21 protein-coding genes are annotated in these 23,804 nt (G+C 74.2%); 10 read left to right on the top strand and 11 right to left on the bottom strand.

Annotation, left to right across the window (positions count from 1 at the left end; genetic code table 11):
• Positions 1 to 91: 91 nt before the first annotated feature.
• Positions 92 to 658, bottom strand: coding sequence for a sigma-70 family RNA polymerase sigma factor (locus tag ACL02T_RS24770; protein WP_412833158.1), 567 nt, complete (start codon positions 656 to 658; stop codon positions 92 to 94).
• 66 nt (positions 659 to 724) lie between these two features.
• On the opposite strand from ACL02T_RS24770, the gene ACL02T_RS24765 reads away from it, so the two are divergent.
• From ACL02T_RS24765 to ACL02T_RS24750, 4 genes are all read left to right on the top strand, one after another.
• On the top strand, positions 725 to 1,567 hold the full coding sequence (locus ACL02T_RS24765; RefSeq protein WP_412833157.1) for a zf-HC2 domain-containing protein: 843 nt from the start codon (positions 725 to 727) through the stop codon (positions 1,565 to 1,567).
• Positions 1,568 to 1,746: 179 nt separating this feature from the next.
• On the top strand, positions 1,747 to 2,271 hold the full coding sequence (locus ACL02T_RS24760; protein WP_412833156.1) for a MauE/DoxX family redox-associated membrane protein: 525 nt from the start codon (positions 1,747 to 1,749) through the stop codon (positions 2,269 to 2,271).
• Complete coding sequence (locus tag ACL02T_RS24755) at positions 2,271 to 2,966, top strand: DsbA family protein (RefSeq protein WP_412833155.1); 696 nt, start codon at positions 2,271 to 2,273, stop codon at positions 2,964 to 2,966. Before ACL02T_RS24760 ends, ACL02T_RS24755 begins: the two co-directional genes overlap by 1 nt.
• Before the next feature lie 88 nt (positions 2,967 to 3,054).
• Complete coding sequence (locus ACL02T_RS24750; protein ID WP_412833154.1) at positions 3,055 to 3,852, top strand: DUF5134 domain-containing protein; 798 nt, start codon at positions 3,055 to 3,057, stop codon at positions 3,850 to 3,852.
• A gap of 20 nt (positions 3,853 to 3,872) precedes the next feature.
• Here the strand turns inward: ACL02T_RS24750 and ACL02T_RS24745 are convergent, their stop codons facing one another.
• The 4 genes from ACL02T_RS24745 to ppdK all read right to left on the bottom strand — a co-directional run bounded on the left by ACL02T_RS24745 (position 3,873) and on the right by ppdK (position 7,707).
• Entirely contained in the window at positions 3,873 to 4,094 is a 222-nt protein-coding gene (locus ACL02T_RS24745; protein WP_412833153.1) for a hypothetical protein, read from the bottom strand.
• A 182-nt stretch (positions 4,095 to 4,276) separates the two neighbouring features.
• On the bottom strand, positions 4,277 to 4,672 hold the full coding sequence (locus tag ACL02T_RS24740) for a four-helix bundle copper-binding protein (RefSeq protein WP_412833152.1): 396 nt from the start codon (positions 4,670 to 4,672) through the stop codon (positions 4,277 to 4,279).
• Positions 4,669 to 4,977, bottom strand: coding sequence for a hypothetical protein (locus ACL02T_RS24735; RefSeq protein WP_412833151.1), 309 nt, complete (start codon positions 4,975 to 4,977; stop codon positions 4,669 to 4,671). The genes ACL02T_RS24740 and ACL02T_RS24735 overlap by 4 nt, the downstream gene beginning before the upstream one ends.
• A gap of 9 nt (positions 4,978 to 4,986) precedes the next feature.
• Positions 4,987 to 7,707, bottom strand: coding sequence for a pyruvate, phosphate dikinase (gene ppdK, locus ACL02T_RS24730; RefSeq protein ID WP_412833150.1), 2,721 nt, complete (start codon positions 7,705 to 7,707; stop codon positions 4,987 to 4,989).
• 586 nt (positions 7,708 to 8,293) lie between these two features.
• Here ppdK and ppk2 point away from each other — a divergent pair.
• Both ppk2 and ACL02T_RS24720 read left to right on the top strand, forming a co-directional pair.
• Positions 8,294 to 9,241 carry a polyphosphate kinase 2 gene (gene ppk2, locus ACL02T_RS24725; protein ID WP_412833149.1) on the top strand — a complete coding sequence of 316 codons (948 nt, stop codon included), beginning with the start codon at positions 8,294 to 8,296 and terminating at the stop codon, positions 9,239 to 9,241.
• 482 nt (positions 9,242 to 9,723) lie between these two features.
• Entirely contained in the window at positions 9,724 to 10,185 is a 462-nt protein-coding gene (locus ACL02T_RS24720; RefSeq protein WP_412833148.1) for an amphi-Trp domain-containing protein, read from the top strand.
• 88 nt (positions 10,186 to 10,273) lie between these two features.
• Here ACL02T_RS24720 and ACL02T_RS24715 read toward each other — a convergent pair whose 3' ends face one another.
• Positions 10,274 to 11,392: a cation diffusion facilitator family transporter gene (locus ACL02T_RS24715; protein WP_412833147.1), complete on the bottom strand. Its 1,119-nt coding sequence runs from the start codon at positions 11,390 to 11,392 to the stop codon at positions 10,274 to 10,276.
• A 37-nt stretch (positions 11,393 to 11,429) separates the two neighbouring features.
• Between ACL02T_RS24715 and ACL02T_RS24710 the strand changes: the two genes are divergently transcribed.
• Positions 11,430 to 11,792, top strand: a complete 363-nt coding sequence (locus tag ACL02T_RS24710) for an ArsR/SmtB family transcription factor (protein WP_412833146.1) — start codon at positions 11,430 to 11,432, stop codon at positions 11,790 to 11,792.
• A gap of 73 nt (positions 11,793 to 11,865) precedes the next feature.
• Here the strand turns inward: ACL02T_RS24710 and ACL02T_RS24705 are convergent, their stop codons facing one another.
• The 3 genes from ACL02T_RS24705 to ACL02T_RS24695 all read right to left on the bottom strand — a co-directional run bounded on the left by ACL02T_RS24705 (position 11,866) and on the right by ACL02T_RS24695 (position 19,163).
• On the bottom strand, positions 11,866 to 16,245 hold the full coding sequence (locus ACL02T_RS24705; RefSeq protein WP_412833145.1) for a Pls/PosA family non-ribosomal peptide synthetase: 4,380 nt from the start codon (positions 16,243 to 16,245) through the stop codon (positions 11,866 to 11,868).
• A gap of 236 nt (positions 16,246 to 16,481) precedes the next feature.
• Positions 16,482 to 17,585 carry a VIT1/CCC1 transporter family protein gene (locus ACL02T_RS24700; protein ID WP_412833144.1) on the bottom strand — a complete coding sequence of 368 codons (1,104 nt, stop codon included), beginning with the start codon at positions 17,583 to 17,585 and terminating at the stop codon, positions 16,482 to 16,484.
• Positions 17,586 to 17,711: 126 nt separating this feature from the next.
• Positions 17,712 to 19,163 carry a glutamate synthase subunit beta gene (locus ACL02T_RS24695; protein WP_412833143.1) on the bottom strand — a complete coding sequence of 484 codons (1,452 nt, stop codon included), beginning with the start codon at positions 19,161 to 19,163 and terminating at the stop codon, positions 17,712 to 17,714.
• A gap of 151 nt (positions 19,164 to 19,314) precedes the next feature.
• Between ACL02T_RS24695 and ACL02T_RS24690 the strand changes: the two genes are divergently transcribed.
• Together ACL02T_RS24690 and ACL02T_RS24685 are read left to right on the top strand one after the other, a co-directional pair.
• Positions 19,315 to 20,820: a flavin-containing monooxygenase gene (locus ACL02T_RS24690; RefSeq protein ID WP_412833142.1), complete on the top strand. Its 1,506-nt coding sequence runs from the start codon at positions 19,315 to 19,317 to the stop codon at positions 20,818 to 20,820.
• A gap of 5 nt (positions 20,821 to 20,825) precedes the next feature.
• On the top strand, positions 20,826 to 21,137 hold the full coding sequence (locus ACL02T_RS24685; protein WP_412833141.1) for a Rieske (2Fe-2S) protein: 312 nt from the start codon (positions 20,826 to 20,828) through the stop codon (positions 21,135 to 21,137).
• Here the strand turns inward: ACL02T_RS24685 and ACL02T_RS24680 are convergent.
• Positions 21,103 to 21,432, bottom strand: a complete 330-nt coding sequence (locus tag ACL02T_RS24680) for a hypothetical protein (RefSeq protein ID WP_412833140.1) — start codon at positions 21,430 to 21,432, stop codon at positions 21,103 to 21,105. The genes ACL02T_RS24685 and ACL02T_RS24680 overlap by 35 nt on opposite strands.
• Positions 21,411 to 22,592 carry an acyl-CoA dehydrogenase family protein gene (locus tag ACL02T_RS24675; RefSeq protein WP_412833139.1) on the bottom strand — a complete coding sequence of 394 codons (1,182 nt, stop codon included), beginning with the start codon at positions 22,590 to 22,592 and terminating at the stop codon, positions 21,411 to 21,413. Before ACL02T_RS24675 ends, ACL02T_RS24680 begins: the two co-directional genes overlap by 22 nt.
• 378 nt (positions 22,593 to 22,970) lie before the next feature.
• Here ACL02T_RS24675 and ACL02T_RS24670 point away from each other — a divergent pair, with 378 nt between their 5' ends.
• Positions 22,971 to 23,798 (top strand): CBS domain-containing protein, encoded by an 828-nt coding sequence (locus ACL02T_RS24670; RefSeq protein WP_412833138.1) that lies wholly within the window; start codon positions 22,971 to 22,973, stop codon positions 23,796 to 23,798.
• Positions 23,799 to 23,804 lie beyond the last annotated feature (6 nt).

The following is a 23,804-nucleotide window of genomic DNA, read 5'->3' as shown; positions in this document are numbered from 1 at the left end:
AGGAACCGGTCGCCGCCACGGAGTTCGAGCGGGCCGGACGGTCGCGACGATAGACACGCCGCCGGGTTGCTTCTACCGCGGGTCGAAGAACTCAGGCCTCGCGCCGCCGACGCGGCCGCGCCTCCAGCGCCGCGGCGAGGTCCTCGCGGGCCCGCGCGACCCGGGACCGGATGGTACCGATCGGGCAGCCGCAGACCTGCGCCGCCTCGGCGTACCCGAGGCCGAGCATCTGGGTGAGCACGAACGCCTCCCGCCGGTCCGGGTCCAGCGCCGCGACCAGCGCACGCAACAGCACCTCGCCCTCGGCGGGCCGCTGCGCGAGCCCGGGCAGGCCGCCCAGGTCCTCCCACTCGGGGACCGCGTCCGTCCGTGGCCTACGGCGCGCCCGGCGCACGTCGTCCGCCGCGACCCGGCGCGCGATGGCGAGCAGCCAGGCACGGGCGGGCGCCTCCCCCGCGAACCGCGGCAGCGCCGTGAACGCCCGCAGGTAGGTCTCCTGCGCGAGGTCCTCGGCCAGCTCGGGGCCGCTGAGGTGGGCGACGAAGCGCTGCACGTCACGCTGGGTGGCGCGGATGAACGAGGCCAGCGCCGCCCGGTCGCCCCGGCCCGCGGCCAACGCCCAGGCGGTGACCCGTTCGTCGTCCTCCCGTGCCGCCACCCGGTCCACGGTAGTCCCGGTGAACCCACCGGGAACCACGAGCCCGGACCGGGCGACCCTTCTCGCATGCGCTGCGACGAGTGCCGCGAGGCGATCTCGGCCCGGCTGGACGGGGAGGATCTGCCGGGCGAGTCCGCGACCGTGGACGACCACCTCGCGGTCTGCGCCGGCTGCCGCGCCTACGCCGACCGGGCCGCGCACGTCACGAGGACGGCCCGGACCCGGCTCGCGGTGGAGACACCCGACCTGTCGGCGGCGCTGCTCGACGCGTGGGACGCCGGCGGCGCGGTCGGCCCCGGCCCCGCACCGGACGGCCCCGCGACCGGGTCCGGTCCGGACGCACGGGAGCCGAGCGGGGCCGGCCCGGGCGGGCGGGGACGGCGTGGGCTGGACGTCGTCCGGGCGGCCCTCGGCGCCCTCGCGCTCGGCCAGCTCGGGCTCGCGGTCTCGGGCATCGTGGCCGCGACGGGGAGCGAGCACCACGGCCTGGAGCTCGCCGGAGCCTCCGTGGCCCACTTCTCGCACGAGAGCGCGGCGTGGAACCTCGCGCTGGGGGTCGCGTTCGCCTGGGTCGCGCTCGGCGGCGCGCGCCCGGCGCCGGCGCTGGTCTCGATGATCGCCGCCTTCGTGGGGGTGCTCACCGCGCTGAGCGTCCCGGACCTGGTGGCGGGCCGGGTCGACCCGGCGCGGCTGCTCGGCCACGTCCTCGTGGTGGCCGGGCTGGTCCTGCTCGTCGCCCACCGCGTCCTCGTCCGGGGCGACGGCGGTGGCTCGAGCGAGCCGGGCCGGACGCCGTCGGACGACCCCTCGGCCGCCGAGGGACCCGGCGACGCGCGCCGGACGGCCGGCCGGGACGCGGGCCGGGACGACCGCCGCGGGCTCGAACCGACCGCGCGACGGACCGCCTGACCTCCCCCGTCGGGCGTTCGCCGATCGGCGTCGGGTCCCGCCCCGGCGGGCACCCGTCGTGATGTCCCGCCCCGCGGACACCGCACCGGATCCCCCCGTGGGCGCCGCTCGCCTCACCGGACCGGGCGGTCGACGGATTCGCGGGAACCGCGGACGGCCGCGCGACGACCTGCCTCCCGATGAGCACCGACGCACCCGCGCCGCGCCACGCCGCGACGCGTTCCCCCGAACCGTCCCGGCTCCCGTGGGTCGCCCTGCTCGCGCGGCTCGTGCTCGGCGGCGTCTGGATCGCGGCGGGCGCCGCCAAGGTCACGGCGCTCGACGAGTCCGTCCGGGCCGTCCGCGCCTACCGGTTGCTGCCCGACCTCGCCGCGCAGATCGTCGGCGCCGGCCTGCCGCTGGTCGAGATCGTGCTGGGGCTCCTCCTGGTGGTGGGCCTGGGTGTGCGGGCGTCCGCGGTCGTGTCCGCCCTGCTGATGGCCGCGTTCGTGGTCGGGATCGCCTCGGCCTGGGCCCGCGGACTGCGCATCGACTGCGGCTGCTTCGGCTCCGGCGGCGAGCTGGCCGCCGGGGAGGACCCCGCCTACGGGTGGGAGCTCGCCCGGGACGGCGCCCTGCTGCTCCTCGCCCTGTTCCTCGCGGCCCGGCCACCCGGCCGGCTCGCCCTCGACGGGTTCCTCGCAACCCGGAAGGAGACGATCTGATGCCCTCCGGATCCGCCACCCGGCGCCGGAAGAACCCCGTGACCGCCCGGCGGGGCCCCTCGCCGTGGGTGATCGTGGCCGTCGTCGTGCTCGTGCTCTTCGCGGGCGGCATCGGCTACGCCGTGTACTCCGCGCAGCGGTCGGCGGGCGAGGTCGCCGTGCCCGCGGGCGGGAGCGAGACCGGGATCACCGTCGGGCAGGCCGCGGCGCCCGCCACGATCGACCTCTACGTCGACTTCCAGTGCCCGGCCTGCAAGCAGTACGAGGAGCAGGTCGGCCCCACCATCGACCGGCTCGTCGACGCGGGCGAGGCCAAGGTCGTCTACCACCCGGTCGCCTTCCTGAACCGCTTCTCCTCCACCGAGTACTCGACGCGCTCCTCCTCCGCAGCCGCCTGCGCCGCCGATGCGGGCGTCTTCCCGCAGTACGCGAAGACCCTCTTCGCGAACCAGCCCCCGGAGAACTCCGCCGGCCTGCCCGACGAGCAGCTCGTCGCGCTCGGGCAGCAGGTCGGCGCGGGCGAGGACTTCGCCCGGTGTGTGCAGGGCGACACCTACGAGGGCTGGACGGCGTCGGTCACCGAGGCCGCGTCCAGGGCCGGCGTGAACGCCACCCCGACGGTGCAGGTCGACGGCGCGGAGATCGAGCGCACCACGGACGCCCTCGTCGCGGCGGTCCAGGCCGCGCAGCGCTGAACCGGCCCGCCACCGACCCGCACCCCGTCCGCGGGAACCGTTCCCTCCTCCCGGGCGACCTCTTCTCCGGGAAGCAGGAGGAGGGGATGTGTTCTCGTCGCCGACGACGTCCTGGACGTTCACGCTCGTGTTCGCGCTGACCGGTGCGTACTCGGCGGTCCGGTTCACGCTGCTGACCTCGGGCGCCGAGCGCGACGGCGATCGGGTCGCGGAGTTCGCGCACCTGCTGATGAGCCTGGCGATGATCGGGATGGCGTGGGCGTGGACCGGCCGGCCCGGCGGCCCGGGCGCAACCGTGCAGATCGTGGTGTTCGGCCTGCTCGCGCTCTGGTTCCTCACCCGGGCGGCGAGGAGGGCGACGGGACACGGGCGCGTCTCCGATGCCTATCACCTGGTGACGGCGGCGGCGATGGTGTGGATGGTCGCGGCGATGCCGCAGATCATGGGGATGACGACCGCGGTCGGCCCGGCCGGACACGCCGGCCATGGGTCCGCTGCGCCGAACACGGGCGGCGCCGACGGGCCGATGTCCGGCGCAACGCCGCTCTGGGTCACGATCGTGACCTGGACGTTCGTGGTCCTGCTCGGCGCCGCCGCGGTGCTGTGGGCGACCCGCGCCGTACGCGCTGGGTCACCCGGCAGGGCGACACAACGCTCTGGCGTCGCCGTCGTCCCCTCCGAGCCGACGGCGCGCTCCGAGTCGTGCGTACCCCTCGCGCCCCCGTCCTCGGTCCCCGAGGGGAGCGGCCCCGTCCCTGCGGAGCAGGCGGTGGCGGGCCCGCCCCTCCGCACCGGCTCCACCCGGCTCACCAGCCCGCGCGTCGACGCCGGGTGCCACCTCCTGATGAGCCTCGGCATGGCCGGGATGCTCCTCGCCATGCTGTGAGGGCGGGGCCGCCCGCCCCGTCAGGCGGTGCCGACCAGCTCGTCGAGCACGCCGGCGCGGGCGTCGTCGACGATCACGCGCAGCTGGGCGACGCTCATCCGGATCTGCTGGCCGAAGTCGTCCGTGATCACGATCCGCTTCTCCTCCGGAGCGGCGGGGTCGACGTACAGCTCGGGGCACCCGCAGTTGCACTGCCCGCAGAAGGTGGTGACGTGCTGCAGGCCGCTGGTGTCGTGCGTCATCGACGAGTTCCTCTCGGGGTGACCGGATGGTGACGGGCCGTACATCCCGACCGTAGGCAGCCGGGCGGCGAGCCGGAGCCGCCGTCCGGGCGACCCGCCACACCGGTCGACCGTCGCCGCAGGTCGGGTTCCAGCAATCACCCGAACCGGTGAGGCGGTCGGCAAGCCCGGGTGCCGGGCGGTCACGCCCTCCGCGACGACGTCCGCGCCTGCAGCGTCCGCAACGCCTGTCCGCAGGCACGGGCGCTGCTCGCGTGCAGCCGGCAGTGCACGTGGTGGTCGCCGTGCTTCCCGCACGCCACCGCGCCGGCCTCGCACGCGACGGCGGCGGCCTCGACGGTCGCACCGATCACCGTGGGGTGACCCGCCCCGCGGGACAGGACCCGGGCCGCGGCGGTGCAGACGTCCGCGCAGTCCAGCGCCAGCCGGACCTCGTCAGCCATCCCACCCGTCCGGACCATCGCGCCCGCGCAGGCCGAGCTCACCTGCGCGCAGTCGACGAGAGCCTCGATCGCGCCCACGAGTTCCGGGGTCGCGGCCGTGCCGGTCTCCTTGACCATCGCCGCGATGTCGGTCATGGCTGCTCCTCTCCCCGTGTCCGCCCATCGTGGTACGGACGCGCCGGGACCGCACTCCCCCGCAGGCGCAGGCCGTGGCCCACCAGGAGGACCGAGCCGGCCGGGTCGCCGGCGCCGATGCCCAGGTGGAAGGGGTGGGTGACTCCGCGCTCGCCCGCGCGGCCGAGGAACAGCGTCGTCGTCGAGTACCCGAGCGCGGTGAGCACGCCCAGGGAGACGAGGGTCCCCATGGTCGCGCGGGTGCGGCGCAGGTGCGCGAGAGCCGCGCGGTGGAACGGCAGCGCACCCCAGGTCGCGACGGGCACGGTGACCGCTCAGCGCGGTCCGGCCAGCCCGGCCGCGGTGTCGTCGAGGGAGACCGCGGCGCGGCCCGCCTCGAGCCGGGCGACCGGCACCCGGAAGGGGCTGCACGAGACGTAGTCGAGCCCGACGTCGTGGAAGAAGTGCACCGAGTCGGGATCGCCCCCGTGCTCGCCGCACACCCCCATCTTCAGCCCGGGCCGGGCCCGCCTGCCCTCCTCGACCGCCAGCCGGACGAGCCGGCCGACGCCGATCTCGTCGAGGGTCTCGAACGGCGACACGGTGAACACGCCCTTGTCCAGGTACAGGGCGAAGAACGCGGCTTCGACGTCGTCGCGCGAGAACCCCCACGCCGTCTGGGTCAGGTCGTTGGTGCCGAACGAGAAGAAGTCGGCGGCCTCGGCGATCCGGCCGGCGGTGAGCGCGGCCCGCGGCAGCTCGATCATCGTCCCGACCGGGATGTCGAGTGCGACGCCCTCGCGCTCGGCGATCTCGGCGAGGATCCCGTCGGTCTCGTCCCGGATCAGGTGCAGCTCCATCACCGATCCGACGAGCGGCACCATGATCTCCACCTGGGGGCGGTCGCCGGCCGCGATCCGCTCCGCGGCGGCCTCGGCGGCGGCCCGGACCTGCATCGCGAACAGCCCGGGCACCACGAGTCCGAGCCGCACGCCGCGCAGCCCCAGCATCGGGTTCGACTCGTGCAGGCGCTCCACCGCGGCGAGCAGCGCCTCGTCCGCGGCGGGGTCCTCGCCGCGTTCGCGGGCCAGGGCCACGCGGACCGCCAGCTCGGTGCGGTCGGGCAGGAACTCGTGCAGCGGCGGGTCCAGCAGCCGCACCGTCACCGGCAGGCCGTCCATCGCCGCGAACAGGTCGGCGAAGTCGCCGCGCTGCAACGGCCGCAACGCGTCGAGCGCGGCGGCGCGGGCCTCGGCCGAGTCGGCGAGGACGAGCCGCTCGATCAACGTCCGTCGCTCCCCGAGGAACATGTGCTCGGTGCGGCACAGGCCGATGCCCTCCGCCCCGAGCCGGCGGGCCCGGGCGGCGTCCTCCCCCGTGTCGGCGTTGGCGCGCACGCGCAGCCGCCGGGTGGCGTCGGCGTGGGACAGGATGCGGTGCACCGCGACCACCAGCTCCGTGGTCTCCTCGTCCGCGCTGTCCAGCACCGCGTCGAGGCCCTCCTCGAGGTAGCGGGCCACGGGCGACGGGATCACGGGGACGTCGCCGAGGAAGACCTCGCCGGTGGAGCCGTCGATCGCGACCATGTCGCCCTCGCGCACCACGACCTCGCCGACCCGGGCTGTGCGGGACGCCGCGTCGACGTCGATCGCCTCGGCCCCGCAGACACAGGTGCGCCCCATCCCCCGTGCGACGACGGCGGCGTGCGAGGTCTTGCCGCCGCGGCTGGTCAGCACCCCGGCCGCGGCGATCATGCCCTCGAGGTCGTCGGGGTTGGTCTCCCGGCGGAGCAGGATCACGTGCTCACCCGCCGCGTGCCGGGCGACGGCGGCGGCCGAGTCGAACACCGCCGCACCGACCGCGGCTCCCGGCGACGCCGCCAGGCCCCGCGCGAGCAGCGTCCGGTCGGCGGAGGGGTCGAACTGCGGGAACATCAACCGCGCGAGCTGCTCGCCGGTGACCCGCTGCAACGCCTCGTCCAGGGTGATCAGCTGCTCGTCGACGAGCTGGGCGGCGATCCGGAACGCTGCGGCCGCGGTTCGCTTGCCGACCCGGGTCTGCAGCATCCACAGCGTGCCGCGCTCGATGGTGAACTCGATGTCGCAGAGGTCGCGGTAGTGGGTCTCCAGCCGGCGCATCACGCCGTGGAGCTGGTCCGCCGACGCCCGGTCCCGCTCGGCGAGGTCGGCGAGCGTGAGCGTGTTGCGGATGCCGGCCACGACGTCCTCGCCCTGCGCGTTGGGCAGGTAGTCCCCGTAGACGCCCTGCTTGCCGGTGGCGGGATCGCGGGTGAAGCACACCCCGGTGCCGGAGTCCGGGCCGAGGTTGCCGAACACCATGGTGCACACGTTCACCGCGGTGCCGAGGTCGTGCGGGATCCGCTCCCGGCGGCGGTAGAGCCGGGCCCGCTCGGTGTTCCAGGAGTCGAACACGGCCTTGATCGCCAGGTCGAGCTGCTCGCGTGGGTGCTGCGGGAAGGGCCGGCCGGTCTCCTGCTGCACCACCTTCTTGTAGGCCTCGACCAGCTCCTCGAGATCGCCCGCGGTGAGGTCGACGTCCTGGCTCACCCCGCGCTCGCCCTTCATCGCGTCCATCGCGTCGGCGAACAGCTCGCCGTCGATGTCGAGCACGGTCCTGCCGAACATCGCGATCAGGCGCCGGTAGGAGTCCCAGGCGAACCGCTCGTCCCCCGCCACCGCGGCCAGCCCGCGTACCGAGGCGTCGTTGAGCCCGATGTTGAGGACGGTCTCCATCATCCCGGGCATCGAGAACTTGGCCCCCGACCGGACCGAGACGAGCAGCGGGTCCTCGGGGTCGCCGAGCTGGCGGCCGATCCGGTCCTCCAGCGCCCGCAGTGCCCGGGTCACCTGCACCCGCAGCTCGGCCGGCACCGTGCCGTCGGTCAGGTAGCGCCGGCACGCCTCGGTGGTCACCGTGAAGCCCGGCGGCACCGGCAGCCCCAGCCGGGTCATCTCCGCGAGGTTGGCGCCCTTGCCGCCCAGCAGATCCTTCTGGTCCTTGCCGCCCTCGGTGAACTCGTAGACGTACTTCTGCATCGGCCACCTCACACGTCGTCGGACAGGAAGGTCCTCACCCCGCAGTCGAGCCGGGAATCCGATGCTGCCGCGCCGCGGGGCCGGGGACCAGACCCGGACGCCGGATCGCCGCGGCGGCGACGCGCGAGCGGGCCCGCCTCGCTCCGCGCGGGAGGAGGCGGGCCACGCGCGGCGGTGACCCCTCGACGGGCACCGCGCCGCTCCTGCCTCGACGACGCCGCCCGGCGGCTGGGCCTGGGCGCCACGGGACCTCGTGCTCGTGCCCGCGATGCGCCGGATCGGGCACTGGTGGGAGATCGGGAGCTGCGACGTCGGCCACGAGCACCTGGCCATCGAGGCCGCGCGCACCTGGCTCTCGCGGATCGTGGCGTTCGCACCCGAGCCGCGCCCGGATGGGTGCGTCCTGCTGGCCTGGTTCCCGGCCGCTACCTGGGCGAGAGCCACCGCGAGGCGGTCCGGCTGCTCGAGGAGACCCTGGCAGGACACGCGCTCGACGAGCCGGGGTGATCCGATCTCGACCACCGTCCCGCCCCGTCGTCCACCGGCGTTCATCTTCCGGTCGCCCACATGGGTGAGGCTGGGGCTCATGGACGACGAACACGCCTTGGAGGTGCCGGGGACCCTCGCACTCCCGGCCGCGCGGTACGAGGTGGACGACTCCGACGACGACGATCCGGTGCTGCTCGAGGCCGGCGGCGTCCCCGTCGACACCTGGCGTGAGGGTTACCCGTACGCCGAGCGGCTCTCCCGCGACGAGTACGAGCAGGTCAAGCGTCTGCTGCAGATCGAGCTGCTGAAGCTGCAGAACTGGGTCAAGGAGACGGGCGCGCGGATCGTGGTGCTGTTCGAGGGCCGCGACGCCGCGGGCAAGGGCGGCACGATCAAGCGGTTCATGGAGCACCTCAACCCGCGGGGCGCCCGGGTGGTGGCGCTGGAGAAGCCGACCGAGCGCGAGGCCGGCCAGTGGTACTTCCAGCGGTACGTCGCGCACCTGCCCGGGGCCGGCGAGATCGTGCTGTTCGACCGCAGCTGGTACAACCGCGCCGGCGTCGAGCGGGTCATGGGTTTCACCGAGCCGCGCGACTACATGGAGTTCCTTCGCGCCGCCCCGGAGCTCGAGCGGATGCTGGTCCGGTCCGGGGTCCACCTGGTCAAGCTGTGGTTCTCGGTGTCGCAGAACGAGCAGCGCACCCGCTTCCTCATCCGCCAGGTCGACCCGGTGCGGCAGTGGAAGCTCTCCCCGATGGACCTCGCCTCGCTGGACCGCTGGGAGGACTACACCGAGGCCAAGGAGGCCATGTTCTTCTACACCGACACCGCGGACGCACCGTGGACGGTGATCAAGAGCAACGACAAGAAGCGCGCCCGGCTGGAGGCGATCCGGCACGTGCTGGGGCTGTTCGACTACCCGGGCAAGGACCCGGGCGTCGCGACCCCGCCGGACCCGCTCATCGTCGGGCCCGCCGCGTCGGTCTTCGAGGCGGGCGAGGGTTGCGCGGTGTTCCCGCCGCTGGCCGGCCATCCGCCGCGCTGACGCCGGGGCGTCCGGCGGGCCGACCTCGCGCGCAGCCTCAGGACCGCTCGGTCCCGCAGCTCGTCGACCCCCTTGATCGCCGTCTGGACGAACGGGATCACCTCGCGGATGACGTCGGCCACCCCTGCGACGGCATCGCGCCGCCCGGTCGACGAGACCCCTGTCCTCGGCACGATTGCCACGGTGCCCACCCCTTCGCCACAGCCACTCGAACGACGGTGGAGCCGTAGTCAACCCCGGACGGAGCAGCGGCGCCACGGCTGAGCGCCCTCCAGGCCACCTGTTCATTCAGGGGCCAGGTCGGCGCCACCTCGACCGGCCGAGCGGTACCTACCCTCCGTAACGGCGCTCGTCCGGCACACCCGCCCCCGGCTCGCGACCACCCGGAACGGATGACGAGGCCGGGGGCACCGGCCGTCGACACTTCCGTCGGATGCCCGACGAGCCGCCCGGGCCCGCGGCCGATCCCGTTGGAGGCGACGATGTCCGACGTCGAGGTGACCTACAAGGAGCCCGTGACCCGGGCGCAGACCGCCCGCACCCTGTCCGCACTGGCCGAGGCGCTCGCCGGGACCGGGAAGGTCGAGCTCACGCTGGGCACCACGAGCATGGCCGTGCGCGTGCCCGGTGAGGTGCAGTGCAAGGTCGAGGTGGAGATCGACGAGGACGAGGTGGAGTTCGAGGTGGAGCTGCGCTGGTCGACCGCGATGCGCCGGCACCCCGACCTCGCCGAGGCCGCCGCGGAGGCGAACGGGGACGGCGGGCGGACCGAGCCCGCAGCGGACGCGCCCGACTCGCCCGACTCCGCCGACTCCACCGACTCCACCGACTCCACCGACTCCACGGAGTCCCCCGGCCCCGAGGCGACCGGGCACGACGGCGCGGAGAAGACCTCTGCACCCGCCAGGCGCCCGGCCCACCGCCGGAAGGCCGGGGCGCGCTGAACCGGGTGGCCGCCCCCGTCCCGCCGGTCACCCGACGCCGTTGCGCCGCTCGTCTCGGCCCGGGGCCGGCGCTGAGCGACCGGGTGGGTCAGGTCGCGACGCCGTGGTGGGCGAGCCGTGCGTGGTGGGCGTGGCCCTCGGGCCCGTGCGGGCTCACGTGCACGGTGGCGTCGACCAGTCTCGGCACCTCGTGCAGCAGGCGGTGCTCGGCCTCGGCGGCGATCGCGTGCGCGTCGACCACCGACAGGTCGCTGTCCACCTCGAGGCCGGCCTCGGCGCGGACGCGGTGCCCGACCCAGCGCAGCCGCAGCTGTTCGATCCCGCGCACGCCGGGCACCGCACGCAGCGCCGCGTCCGCCCGGTCGACGAGCTCCGGGTCCACCGCGTCCATCAGCCGCCGGTAGATGTCCCGCGCGGCGCCCCGCAGGACGACGAGGATCGCCACCGTGATCAGGATGCCGACGATCGGGTCGGCCGCCGGGAACCCGGCCAGCACCCCGAGGGCGCCCAGGACCACCGCGAGCGAGGTGAACCCGTCGATCCGGGCGTGCAGCCCGTCGGCCACCAGGGCGGCCGAGCCGATGCGCCGGCCCACCCGGATCCGGTAGACCGCGACGAGCTCGTTGCCCACGAACCCGATCAGGCCGGCCGCGGCGAGCACGCCGGGGTCGGCGATCGGCTGCGGGTCGACGAGGCGGCGGACGGACTCGTACCCGGCGACCACGGCCGACAGCGCGATCATCGCCACGATGAACACCCCGGCCAGGTCCTCGGCGCGGCCGTAGCCGTAGGTGTAGCGCCGCGTGGGCCGGCGCCGCCCCAGCACGAACGCGATCCACAGCGGGACGGCGGTCAGCGCGTCGGAGAAGTTGTGGATCGTGTCGGCCAGCAGCGCCACCGACCCCGTCAGCACCACCACGACGGCCTGCGCCAGCGCCGTCACCAGCAGCGCCACCAGGCTGATCTTCAGGGCGCGGATGCCGTCGGTGCTCGCCTCCAGCGCGGAGTCGACGGAGTCCGCCGCGTCGTGGCTGTGCGGAGTGAACACCGCGCGGAGGAGCTGGAGCAGCCCGCCAGGGCCGCGGCCCCCGTGCCCGTGCCCGTGCCCGTGCCCGTGCCCGTGTCCGGTGTCGTGGCCGTGCCCGGTGTCGTGGCCGTGGCCGTGGCCGTGGCCGTGCTGTCGAGCGGCGCCCCGCACCTCCGTCATGCTGGCAGGATGCCCAGCTCAGAGGCATTATGCAACCATGCGCGCGCACAAGGACATCGCAGCTGCCAGTGCCGGGCGGGAACCACTGGATGCCGACGTGGTGGCCCTTGCCGCCGACGTCCTGCGGCAGCTGGGCGACCCGACCCGCTTCCACCTGCTCGGCCTGCTCGCCGAGGGCCCGCAGGACGTGACCACGCTCACCGCACGAGTGGCCGCGTCGCGGTCCTCGGTGTCGCAGCACCTCGGCCGGTTGCGTCTGGCGGGGCTGGTCGGCGCCCGCCGCGAGGGGCGGCGGATGGTGTACCGGCTCACCAGTGCCCACGTGCGGAGGCTGGTCGCGGAGACCTACGCGTTCGCCGAGCACGTCGGCCACCGGATCCCCCACCACGACTCGGAGTGACGGAGGTCGCTGATGGCGACACCGGCGACCAGGTCGACGTGCGGGTCCCTCGGACCGGCCGGCTCCCCCGAACTCAGGGGTGTGCGACCACCGCCGCCGGTGCGCGCTCGGGGATCGCGGCGGCCGGCTCGCCCAGGTCCTGGGCGGGGTTGCCGCCCCAGTGCGCTCCGGCCGGGACCTCCTCGCCCTTCATGACGAACGAGTCGGGCTCGATCTCCACGGCATCCCCGACCGACACGCCGTAGTGGACGAGGGCGCCGACGCCGAGGGTGACCCCGGCGCCCAGCGCGGAGCAGTCGGACTTGAAGGCGCCGTCCTCCTGCGAGTGGCACTGGATGATGCTGCCGATGTTGAGCGAGCAGTCGTCGCCGACCGTGGTCATGGTGCGCTCGGTGATCGACGCGCCGTCGTCGAACACGCGCCGGCCGATGCGCAGGCCGAGCATCCGGGCGACGATGTTGTGGAACGGCGTGCCGGCCAGCAGCCGCTCCACGGGCGGCATCGTGAGCTTCCAGTACCGCTCGTGGTGCCAGAAGCGGACGTCGTAGATCGAGCAGGACTTGGGGCGCATCCGACGGAAGCCGTTCACGGCCCGCTCGCACAGGGCGAACCAGAGCAGCGAGAAGAGCACGCTCGCGGCGACCTCGGCGGCGAAGGCGAGCGCTCCGAGATCGGTGTAGTGGTCCACGGCCAGCATCGCGAGCAGCAGCAGCCCGAACACGTGGACCCACCGCACCAGCAGGGCGAGGGCGATCGTGACCGCGTTGTGCGCGTTCTTCCGGCGCAGCTGTCGGCGTCGTTCGTCCCGGGTGATCTCGAATCCCCGGTCCCGCTGGACCGTCCGCGGGATCTCGAACGCCGGGGACCCGAGCAGGCCGACGCCCTCGCGGACCGGCCCGTCGATCGGCACCGCGACCTTGGTGGCGAGCAGGCAGTCGTCGCCGGTGCGGCCGCCGACGGGGTAGGCGACGTGGTTGCCGAGGAAGTTCCGGGCACCGATGGCGACCCGCGACGTCCGGAACGAGCTGTTGGAGAAGTCGGCATTGTTCACCGACAGCCCGTCGGCGATGACGGTGCCGGTCCCCACCGAGGCGAGGAACGGCGTCTCGTGCGCCACCATCGAGCCGAAGTTCGAGCCGGTCTGCTCCACCTTCCCCAGGTCGTAGCCGAGCAGGAGGAGGTAGCCGACGATGTAGGAGCTGTCGCCGAAGAGGGTGACGAACAGCTTCACGTTCGTCAGCCGGGCGACGGTGCGGTGCAGCGAGTACCGGATCCCGTGCACCGGGTACACGCGGTCCGGCCGCACGACCGGCGCGAGCAGCCGCGGCAGGGTGAACACGACCGCCAGCCCGACGAGCAGGCCGCCGAACACGATCGCGACCGAGCCGGCCAGGGCGTCGAGGTAGAACTCCGGCGTGGTGTACCCGGTGGCGCCGGGGTCGAGCAGCGCCCGCAGCCTCGGCACCTCGGTGAGCAGGAGGAACAGCCCGCCGAAGCCGAGCGGTAGGTAGATCCCGAACAGCTTGGCCAGCTGGCTCGTCACGTAGGTGACCTTGCGCAGACGCCGCACCCGGACGGGCGGCACCGCACGGAAGTCGGTGTGTGTCGGGACCGGGGGCGAGCCGTGCCACCGCTCCCCCGCCGGCACGGCCTGTCCCCGGTGCAGGGAGGAGGCGTGGCCCAGCTGGGCGCCGTCGCCCATCGCCGTGCCGATGTCCAGCACGCACTTCTCCCCGACGACGACGTCGTGGCCGAGCGTGACCGGCCCCTGCTGGATCCGCCCGGCGTGGGCGCGATAGCCGAGCAGGTAGGTGTCCTTCCGGACGACCGTCCCGGAGCCGATACGCAGGAGGTCCGTGCAGACGGGGACGAAGCGGGTGAGGATCACGACGTCCTGGCCGATCTTCGCCCCGAGCAGCCGCAGGTAGAGCGTGTACAGCGGCGACCCCACCATGAGCAGCGCCAGCGGGTTCCCCCGCACCAGGGTCTTGACCAGCCAGAACCGGAAGTAGCGCAGACCCCAGATCGGGATCTCCGTCTCCTTCCAGCGCCCGATCAGCACCCACTTCGCCGCGACCGGCAGCAGGGTCAGGGCCAGGAACGCCAGGGCGCCCGCCAGCACCGAGCGGAGGTAGATCTCGACCGGTCCCACGCTCGAGGAGATCCAGACGTAGGCGCGGTCCAGCACGACCCCGGCACCCGTCACGTAGAGCAGGAAGACCAGCAGCTGCAGGACCCCGGTGAGCACGTACCCCGCGGTGCTGTGCCGCACCGGGACGACGGCCGGCGGGGCCACCGGAACGGGCGGCGCCCCGTCCGCCGGACCGGCGGCAGCGGCCGCCAGCCCGTCGAGCGTCGGGGTGGCGTACACGTCGCGGATCGAGATCGACGGCAGGTCGTCGCGCTTGCGCAGCCGCGCGCAGAACCGGGTCATCACCATCGAGTCGGCACCGAGGTCGTCGAACACGTCGCGGTCGGTCGGCACCTGCTCGACGCCCAGCACCTCGGCCAGCACGCCCGCGAGCCCCTGCACGACGGCGTCGTGGGGCGGCGACGTCGCGGGTGTCTGCGGCACGGGTGCCACCGTCGCGGCCAGCCCGGCGAGCGTCGGGTGCGCGTAGACCTCCTTGATGGAGATCGACGGCAGGTCGTCGCGCTTGCGCAGCCGCGCGCAGAACCGGGTCATCACCATCGAGTCGGCGCCGATGTGGTCGAACACGTTGCGGTCGGTCGGGACGTGCTCCACCGCGAGGACCTCTGCGAGCACGTCGGCCAGGGCCGCGGCCAGGCCCACGTCCGGCGGGGTCGGCGGGGTCGGCGCCGGGCGCGCGACCGGAGCGGTCGGTGTCGGGAGGCCCGCGCGGTCGACGTGCCCGTCGGAGCCGATCGGGAGGGAGTCGACCCGCATCAGGACCGCCGGGACGTGGACCCCGGTCAGGCGCTCGCGCAGCCGGGAGGAGATGGTCTGCTCGTCGACCGGGGGCGCGTCCGCGCGGCAGGTGTAGTAGCCGACCAGCCCGGGGCCCTCCGGGGCGAGGTCCCGCACCCCGGCGGCCGCGGAGGCCACCCCGGGCGCGGTCAGCATCGCGGACTCGACCGCGCCGAGGTCGACCCGTTCGCCGCGGAGGTCCACCTGCAGCGCGATCCGGCCCCGGTACTCGATCCGCCCGGTGTCGTCGACCCGCCCGAGGTCGCCGGTCCGGTGGATCCGTCCGGACGGGTTGCCGGGGATGCCGAGGAAGTCCTCGACCTCCGCCGTGCCTGCCGACCCGAACCCGCAGGCGAGCCCGAGTCCGGCGAGCCCGACCTCCCCGGTCTCGCCGGGCCGCAGCGCGATCGGGTGGTCGGGGTCGAGCACGACGCCCGCGTAGGTCGGCAGCGGTAGGCCGATCGACGCCGGGGTGTCCGGGTCGGCCTCGGCCCACCCGGCCGGCACCACCGCGCCCTCGGGCACGTAGGCGGTGACGACGCGGCGGCCGGGCCGGTACCACCGCGCGACCAGGGGCTGCGGGCACGGTTCCCCCGCGACGACCAGCAACCGCAGCGCGGGCAGGTCCGGCTCGACGGTCGAGAGCAGGGTCGGTGTGGTGCACCACGCGGTCACCCGGCGATCGGCGATCTCGGTGTGCAGCGCGCGCCCGGCCAGGGTGGGATCACCGGGCACGAGGGTCGCACCCGCGACCCACGCCATCCACGTCTGCGCGATCCCGGCGCCGGTGAAGAGCGGTCGCCCCTGGTACACGCGGTGACCGCTGATCCCGAACGTCTCCGAGGCGATCCGCACCGCGTTGCAGAGGCCACGGTGGTCGATCGCCACCGCCTCCCGCACCTGCGAGGCGCCCGGCGCGTACAGCACGAAGGCGGGCCGGTCGGCGGGCTCACCCCGCTCGGCCGGCTGCAGCCGCCCGGGGCTCAGCTCCGCGATCAGCCGCGCGGCCGCGTCGAGCGCGACGACCTCGGCCGTGCTCCGCCGTAGGGCGTCCTGCAGGTGCCCGCGACCGAGCACGGTCCGCGCCCCCGAGTCGGCGACGACGAAGGCCAGCCGGTCCGCCGGGGCACCGGGATCGAGCGGCACGCAGGTCCCGCCGATCGTGAACACCGCGAGCTGGGCGACGCAGGCGTCGACGGGATCGTCGAACAGCAGGCCGACCCGGTCGCCGGCACCGGTCCCGCACAACCGCAGGTAGCGGGCGAGCCGGTTGGCCCGGGCGTCGAGCTCGTCGTAGGTCAGCGCGGTGCCGGGGGCGTCGACGGCGAGCTGGGTCGCGCGCCCGTACTCCCGGATCCAGTCGCACCGCTCCTCGAACACGGCGTCGAGCCGCTCGTGGCGGCGCACCCGCCAGCCCTGCGCCTCGTGCCGGTCGACGACCACGAGGTCCGACAGCCGGACGTCCGGGCGGCGGACGGCACCCGGGAGCACGGGACCGCGGTCCCGTGGCGTGACGATCGACATGAGGCCCCCACCCCGGCACGACAGCTGCTGCGCCACCCGACGGAGATCGTCGCGGCGACGGTTCGTGTCAGCCCGTCCGAGGGTGTCCCCGGCGGACCCCTGCGAACAATGGGACCAAGTACCCGGCGGCGAGATTTTGCCGTCGCCTCACCTGGGGCTTCCGTGACGAAGAAGACATACCGAAGTATCGGCGGAATCCCGGTCCTGTCGCCGCTCCGCGCATCGGACGACGGCCGCTACCCGAGCGTGGCGCCGAACAGCACCCCCAGGCCGTAGGTGACCAGGGCGGCGCCCCCGCCGATCGCCAGCTGGCGCAGCGCGCGGCGCAGGGGCGGACCCCCGGACAGCACGCCGACGACGGCCCCGGTGAGCATCAGCGCGATACCGACGAGCACCCCCGAGACCGCGACGCCGAGACCGCCCGCGAGGCCGACGAGGAACGGCAGGATCGGGATCGCGGCCCCGGAGGCGAAGAACAGGAAGCTCGACAGGGCGGCGCCGAGGCTGCTGCCCACCACGTCGTGCCCCTCCGGGACGGGGTTCGTCGCGGCCACCGCGACCGCGGGGTCGTTGCTGCGCAACACCTCCTCGGCCCGCCGCCGGGCGTCGTCGGCGCTCAGCCCGCGGGCCCGGTAGACGAGGGCGAGCTCGTTGGCGTCGACGTCGAGCTGCGGCAGGACCCGGGCGGCGTCGCTGATGTCCGGGGCCGAGGCCGCGAGCAACTCGCGTTGCGAGCGCACCGACACGTACTCCCCCGCCCCCATCGACAGCGCCCCGGCGAGCAGCCCGGCGAGGCCGGTGAGCAGGACCGTCGTACGGCTCGCCCCGCCGCCGATCACGCCGAGGACGAGCGAGAGGTTGCTGACCAGGCCGTCGTTCGCCCCGAAGACGGCGGCGCGGAAGGTGCCGGACACCCGGGCCCGGCCGCGGATCGCCAGACCGCGGACGACCTCCTCGTGGATCCGTTCGTCGGCCGCCATCGCGGGGGTGGCGTCGACGTCCCAGCGGTAGGTCGAGCGGGTCTCCGCCCGCTGCGCGAGGGCCAGCACGAACACCGAGCCGAACCGCCGCCCGAGCAGCGCGAGCAGCCGCATCCGCAACGAGCCGCGCCGGGCCGAGGCCGCGTCGTCGCCGAGCAGGCCCGCCCAGTGGGCGATGTGCCGCTCCTCCGCGTCGGCGAGCCCGAGCAGGATCTCCCGCTCGTCACCGCTGCGGCGGGCGGCCAGGTCGCGGTAGACCTTGGCTTCCTCGCGCTCGTCGGCCAGCATGCGGCGCCACCGGCGGCGGCTGGCGCGAGCCGTGCGTGCGGACGGGCCGCTCCCCGTCGGGCTGTCGGACATGGGCGACAGTCTGCGCGCGGCCGGTGGCCCGCGCGTCACCCCCGTCCGGCCGACCTCCCCGGGGTCGGGTGGCCGTCGGGATCCTCGGCGTGGCGGTCGGGGCGATCCTGTGGCTCCGGCGCTCGATCAGGCGATCGGGACGCGGTCGGGGTGGATCGGCCGCGGCAGCAGGTCGCGCCCGGTGAGGTAGGCGTCCACCGCGGCGGCCGCGGCGCGGCCCTCGGCGATCGCCCACACGATCAGCGACTGGCCGCGGCCCATGTCCCCGGCGACGAAGACGCCCTCCTGGGTGGTCATGAAGTCCTCGTCGCGCAGGACGGTGCCGCGCCCGTCGAGCCGGACGTCCAGCTGGGTGAGGAGGTCGCCCCGCTCGGCGCCGGTGAACCCGAGCGCGATCAGCGCGAGCTGGGCGGGGACCTCCCTGGTCGCCCCGGCGGGGTGGAAGCGCCTGGTCTCGTCGCGGAAACCCTCCGCGAGCGTGACCGCCCGCAGTCCGCCGTCGGCGTCCCCGTGGAACTCGACGGTGTCGACCGAGAACAGCCGCACCCCGCCCTCCTCGTGCGCGGGCGACGTGCGCAGCACCGCCGGATAGGTCGGCCACGGCATCTCGGGGGTGCGCCGCTCCGGCGGGCGGGGCCGGATGTCGACGTGCGCCACCGACCGGGCGGCCTGGCGGTGCACGGTGCCCAGGCAGTCCGTGCCGGTGTCGCCCCCGCCGATGATGACGACGTCCTTGCCCTCGGCACTGATCGGCGACTCGGCGAGGTCGCCCTCCTGCACCCGGTCCGCCCAGGTCAGGTAGTCCATCGCGAGATGCACCCCGGCCAGGTCGCGCCCCGGCACCGGCAGCTCGCGGGCGGCCGTCGCGCCACAGGCCAGGACGACGGCATCGGACTCGTCCCGCAGTCGCTCGAGGCTGACGTCGACGCCGACCTCCACCCCGGCCCGGAACGCCGTGCCCTCAGCGAGCATCTGCGCCAACCGCCGGTCCAGCCGGCGCTTCTCCAACTTGAACGCGGGGATGCCGTAGCGGAGCAGGCCGCCGATCCGGTCCGCCCGTTCGCAGACCACGACGTCGTGGCCCGCGCGGGTGAGCTGCTGGGCGGCGGCCAGGCCGGCCGGGCCCGACCCGATCACCGCGACCGACCGGCCCGTCCGGCGCGGCGGGGGGAGCGGCCGCACCCATCCCTGTGCCCAGGCGTGGTCGACGATCTGCAGCTCCACCTGCTTGATCGACACCGGGTCGGCGTTGATGGCCAGCACGCACGACTCCTCGCACGGGGCCGGGCAGAGCACGCCGGTGAACTCGGGGAAGTTGTTCGTGGCGTGCAGCCGCTCGCTCGCCGCGCGCCAGCGCTCGCGGCGGACCAGGTCGTTCCACTCGGGGATGAGGTTGCCCAGCGGGCACTCCGCGTGACAGAACGGGACCCCGCAGTCCATGCAGCGGCCGGCCTGCGCGCGCAGCGCCGGCTCCGGGAGCGGCTCGTACACCTCACGCCAGTCCCGCAGTCGCACGTCGACGGGCCGCCGCGGGGTGGGTCTGCGAGCGGTGCGAAGAAATCCCCAGGGGTCACCCACGGCGGCCTCCCGACTGTGTGGTCCACGTAAGGTGCACCCCCGGACGGCCCGTGACAACGCCCTACTTCGCGCGCCCCGCTCGGCCGTCGTTACGCGTCGCCGTCAGCCCTACCATGACCTGAGTCACAGTACGCGTACCGGAGGTGAGCCGATGACGTCTGCACCCGCGAGCGCTCCCGAGGACCCCGCCGTCGAGGAGGCCGGCCACGTCGACGTTCTCATCGTCGGCGCCGGCGTCTCCGGCATCGGCGCTGCCCATCACCTGCAGGAGAGGTTCCCCGAACGGACCTTCCTCCTCCTCGACGCCCAGCCGGACCGCGGCGGGACCTGGTGGACCCACCGGTACCCGGGCGTGCGTTCGGACAGCGACCTGTTCACGTACGGCTACCGGTTCAAGCCGTGGCGCGGCCCGTCGATCGCCGCCGGGGAGGAGATCCTCGCGTACCTCGACGAGGTTCTCGACGAGGACGACCTGCGCCGGCACATCCGCTACCGGCACCGGGTCGTCGCGGCCGTCTGGTCCTCCGCGGAGCGCCGGTGGGCCGTCGAGGTCGACCGGGAGGACACGGGTCGGCGAGTGCGCTTCACCACCGACTTCCTCTGGATGTGCCAGGGCTACTACAACCACGCCGAGCCGTACCAGCCGCAGTGGGAGGGCATGGACCGCTTCGGCGGCACGATCGTGCACCCCCAGGACTGGCCCGAGGACCTCGACCTCACCGGCAAGCGCGTCGTCGTCATCGGCTCCGGCTCGACCGCCTCGACGCTGATCCCCGCGATCGCCGAGACGGCCGACCACGTGACGATGCTGCAGCGCTCGCCGTCCTACTACTTCGCCCCGCCCGTCACGCACGAGCTCGCGGTGCAGCTGCGCGCGCTGGACATCCCCGAGGAGTGGACCCACGAGATCATGCGCCGTCAGTACATGTCGCAGTTCGACTGGCTGGCCCGGGCGTCGCTGGAGACACCCGACGAGGTCCACACGTTCCTCATGGAGTCGATGCGCCCGCTGCTGCCGGAGGGCTTCGACGTCGAGAAGCACCTCACCCCGCGGTACCGCCCCTGGCAGCAACGGATCGCCATCGTGCCGGACGGCGACTTCTTCGCGGCCCTGCGCGCGGGGAAGGCGTCGATCGTCACCGACAGCATCGCCGAGTTCACCGAGACCGGGATCCGGACGGCCTCGGGCCAGGAGCTCGAGGCGGACGTCGTGGTCACCGCCACCGGCTTCGACCTCTCGGCCTTCGGCGATGTGGCATTCACCGTCGACGGCGAGCCGGTCGACTTCACGCGGAAGGTCACCTGGCGCGGGGTCATGATCAGCGACGTACCGAACATGGCCTACGTGTTCGGGTACTTCCGGCACAGCTGGACGCTGCGCGTCGACCTCGTCGCCGACCTGGTGTGCCGGCTGTGGGAGCACATGCAGGACAAGGGCGCCACAGTGGTCGTCCCGACGCTGCGGCCGGGCGACGCCGACATGCCGCTGCGCCCGTGGTCGGACCCGGAGAACTTCAACTCCGGCTACGTCATGCGCTCCCAGCACGTGCTCTTCAAGCAGGGCGACCGCGAGCCCTGGACGCACATGCTCGAGCACGACGAGGAACAGGAGATCCTGCCGAAGGCCGATCTCGACGACGGCCTCGTCTACCGCTGAGTCTCATGTCCGCCACGCTCACGACCACGGACCGGGTTCCCGTCGGCGGCGGGGTGATCGTGGCGGAGCGCGGGGTGGTGGTGACGCAGCCGGTGGAGGGCACGTTCGTCGCGTTCTCCACGACCTGTCCTCACCGCGGCTGCGCGGTGCGGGCCGTGGCTGCCGGGACGATCAACTGCTTCTGTCACGGCAGCCGCTTCCGCATCGCCGACGGCGGCGTCGCGGGCGGGCCGGCGGAGGAGCCGCTGCGTCGGCTCCCGGTCGTCGTGGTCGGTGTCGAGATCAGGGTGGGCGGCGAGGCGGACGGACCGGGCTGAGCGGCGTCAGCCGGTCGGCGTCGGCGGGGTCGGCGGGGTCGGCGACGTCCACCACCACCTCCGGAGCCGCCGAGCCGCTCGGCCGCCGCGTGCACCCCCCCTCGTCGACGTCCGCGAGCACCAGCTCGGCGCCCCCGCGCAGTTGCTCGGCCAGCGCGAGACCGATCCCGCTCGCCGCACCGGTGACCATCGCGGTGAACGGCCGGCCGAGCGGGAGCGGGATCGCGGGGTTCCCGGTGAGGTTGCGGGCCTGCTGGTGGCCCCGCCGAGCTGTCAGAAGGCGAACATCGGCCATTCCGGCGGGAGCCCGAACATCAGCTGGCCGACCGACTCGTACCGGCTGGGCGAGACGAAGGCGTGCTGGGTGATGGTGTGGACGTCGCGGAAGTGGGCCGCGAACGGGCGGTTGTTGCGGATGGCCGAGGTGCCCGCGATCTGGTGCACGAGCCGCACGGCGGTGGCGGCGGCCTCGACCCCGTGGGCGGCTGCCAGTTGGATGGATCGGCGGTGGTCGGTCTCGAAGGGGCGTCCCGCCTCGCAGGCCGCGTAGCCCTCGGCGAGCACCTCGCGCAGGTACGCGCGGGCCGCACACCGATGCCCCTCGGCGCGGGCGATCTCCGACTGGGCCATGGCGCGCTCCCGCAGCGGGACGGTCGTGAAGGCGGGCGTCTTCGCCGTCGCGAGCTCGGTGACCTCGGTGATCGCGGTGCGTGCGATACCGAGGGCGACCGCGGCCAACACCGCCGTGGACTGCCAGATCACCATCCGGTACAGCGGCCCCTGGAAGGCCGGACCCGGTGGGGCGTCGGCGAAGGGCACGAGCAGCGGCGTCCGGCGATCGGGGACGAAGGCGCCGTCCACGATCACGTCGTCGCTGCCGGTGCCACGCATGCCCAGGACGTCCCAGTTCTCGACGATCTGGCACTCGGCCCGCGGCACGAACACGAGCACCGTGACCGGCCGGCCGTCGTCCGTCGTGCGTGGTGTGCCGTCGTCGGTCGGCACCGCGGTGAAGTTCAGCCACGTCGCGGCGTGGCAGCCGCTGACGAACGAAACCCGGCCCGTGATCCGGTAACCGCCCTCCACGGGGACGGCGGTCATCGGCGGGACCAGCGTCCCGGCGAACCGCGGCTCCCCCGCGTACACCTCGTCGGCGCCCCGCTCCGGCAGCCACATACCGACGATGCCCGGGGTGATGGACATGTAGAGGTTCCACGCGGCGGCGGCGTCGACCCGCGCGATCTCCTCCACCAGGTCGAAGGCGCTCACCGGGTCGATCTCCAGGCCGCCCAGCGCGCGGGGGATCCACATACGGTAGAGCCCGACCTCCCGCATGGCCTCGACCGACGCGTCCGGGAGCCGGCACTCCCGGTCGGCGACCGGCGCGTTCTCCCGAAGCACGGGAGCGATCTTCTCCACGCCCTGGTGCAGGGCCTCGACGTCGGTGACGGGCATGGCGGCACCTCCCCGGATCATGCGGCCGCGGTGGGCTCCCGCCACGGAGACCGTCGGCGGGCGGGCCGCGACAGCACGCGCCGACCGGCCGAGCGGGACGCCAGGGTCCTGCCCGCCGGTCGGGCCGTCAACCGCCGACCGGTCGTCGGGATTCCGCCGGTCGCCTCTTCGCCGGACACCCCGATCCGCGCCGGGAGCGAACTAGGCCGTGTTGAGGAAGTCACGATCGATGGGCTTCGTGATCCAGATTGCGGCTGGCAAGGCGCCGCCCCGGCCTCGTACCGGGCGTACTCGGCCGCGGGCGGCAACGCCGCCAGGCGTGATCTGGGCGCGAAGACCGCGATCAGGGACTTCTTAAACACGGCCTAGTGTCGGCGGATGCCCGTTCGCGTGCGCGATGTCATGACCAGGCGGCTCGTCACGGTGCAGGCGGAGGATCCGGTGGACCTGGCCGCGCAGCGAATGCTGCGGGCCGGGTTCAGCGCACTACCCGTCGTGCGGGGCGTCGACCGGCTGGTCGGCATCGTCAGCCTGGTGGACGTGCTGCGGCACCGGGAGGACGGCGCCGACCCCGGCGCCACCGTGGGGTCGATCATGACCACGGACGTGCTGACGATGTCGCCCGCGACGAGCGCCGCCGTCGTCGCGCACCGGCTGCGCACCTACGGCGAGCTGCGGGTGATGCCGATCGTGGAGCGCGGGCTGCTGGTCGGCGTGGTCACGCGTAGCGACCTGCTCCGCGGGCCCCGCACTCGGCCGGGGCTCGTGACCCGGCTGCTCGGCCGGACCCGGCTGCCCGATCCGGTGCCGCCGCGAAAGCCGCGGGAGCCACGGCCCGACGCCCGGACGGTCGGTGAGGTGATGACCGGCGGCGATCTCGTCGTCGTCCGGCCCACCACACCGTGCTCGCAGGCCGTCGAACTGCTGTTGGGCCGGCGGTTCAGCCTGCTGCCCGTGGTCGAGGCGGACCAGACGCTGGTCGGCGTGGTCAGCGAGGCCGATCTCCTGCGCGACCCGCTGGACGGCAGCCGCAGCGGACCCCCGCGGACGGTCGGCGCGGCGATGACCCGCTCCCCCACCGTCGTCCGCCCGGACACCTCACTGGCCGAGGCGCGGCACCTGGTCGTGGACCGCGGTTTCCGGGTCCTGCCCGTGACCAGGGGTCGCAGGCTCGTCGGGGTGCTCAGCCGCAGCGACCTCGTCTGAACGGGC

The organism is Pseudonocardia oceanicola, from assembly GCF_047200735.1.
In the GTDB taxonomy this organism is placed as follows: domain Bacteria; phylum Actinomycetota; class Actinomycetes; order Mycobacteriales; family Pseudonocardiaceae; genus Pseudonocardia.
Note: the sequence above shows the minus strand (reverse complement) of the source record. Positions and strands in the feature narration are given on the sequence as shown.

What these genes read in the sequence shown, in the direction of transcription:
- ACL02T_RS24760 (WP_412833156.1), top strand. Translation starts at nt 1,747, where the DNA reads ATGAGCACCGACGCACCCGCGCCGCGCCACGCCGCGACGCGTTCCCCC.
- ACL02T_RS24745 (WP_412833153.1), bottom strand. Translation starts at nt 4,094, where the DNA reads ATGACGCACGACACCAGCGGCCTGCAGCACGTCACCACCTTCTGCGGG.
- ppdK (WP_412833150.1), bottom strand. Translation starts at nt 7,707, where the DNA reads ATGCAGAAGTACGTCTACGAGTTCACCGAGGGCGGCAAGGACCAGAAG.
- ACL02T_RS24720 (WP_412833148.1), top strand. Translation starts at nt 9,724, where the DNA reads ATGTCCGACGTCGAGGTGACCTACAAGGAGCCCGTGACCCGGGCGCAG.
- ACL02T_RS24710 (WP_412833146.1), top strand. Translation starts at nt 11,430, where the DNA reads ATGCGCGCGCACAAGGACATCGCAGCTGCCAGTGCCGGGCGGGAACCA.
- ACL02T_RS24715 (WP_412833147.1), bottom strand. Translation starts at nt 11,392, where the DNA reads ATGACGGAGGTGCGGGGCGCCGCTCGACAGCACGGCCACGGCCACGGC.
- ACL02T_RS24765 (WP_412833157.1), top strand. Translation starts at nt 725, where the DNA reads ATGCGCTGCGACGAGTGCCGCGAGGCGATCTCGGCCCGGCTGGACGGG.
- ppk2 (WP_412833149.1), top strand. Translation starts at nt 8,294, where the DNA reads ATGGACGACGAACACGCCTTGGAGGTGCCGGGGACCCTCGCACTCCCG.
- ACL02T_RS24675 (WP_412833139.1), bottom strand. Translation starts at nt 22,592, where the DNA reads ATGCCCGTCACCGACGTCGAGGCCCTGCACCAGGGCGTGGAGAAGATC.
- ACL02T_RS24705 (WP_412833145.1), bottom strand. Translation starts at nt 16,245, where the DNA reads ATGTCGATCGTCACGCCACGGGACCGCGGTCCCGTGCTCCCGGGTGCC.
- ACL02T_RS24680 (WP_412833140.1), bottom strand. Translation starts at nt 21,432, where the DNA reads ATGGCCGATGTTCGCCTTCTGACAGCTCGGCGGGGCCACCAGCAGGCC.
- ACL02T_RS24690 (WP_412833142.1), top strand. Translation starts at nt 19,315, where the DNA reads ATGACGTCTGCACCCGCGAGCGCTCCCGAGGACCCCGCCGTCGAGGAG.
- ACL02T_RS24740 (WP_412833152.1), bottom strand. Translation starts at nt 4,672, where the DNA reads ATGACCGACATCGCGGCGATGGTCAAGGAGACCGGCACGGCCGCGACC.
- ACL02T_RS24700 (WP_412833144.1), bottom strand. Translation starts at nt 17,585, where the DNA reads ATGTCCGACAGCCCGACGGGGAGCGGCCCGTCCGCACGCACGGCTCGC.
- ACL02T_RS24755 (WP_412833155.1), top strand. Translation starts at nt 2,271, where the DNA reads ATGCCCTCCGGATCCGCCACCCGGCGCCGGAAGAACCCCGTGACCGCC.
- ACL02T_RS24685 (WP_412833141.1), top strand. Translation starts at nt 20,826, where the DNA reads ATGTCCGCCACGCTCACGACCACGGACCGGGTTCCCGTCGGCGGCGGG.
- ACL02T_RS24670 (WP_412833138.1), top strand. Translation starts at nt 22,971, where the DNA reads ATGCCCGTTCGCGTGCGCGATGTCATGACCAGGCGGCTCGTCACGGTG.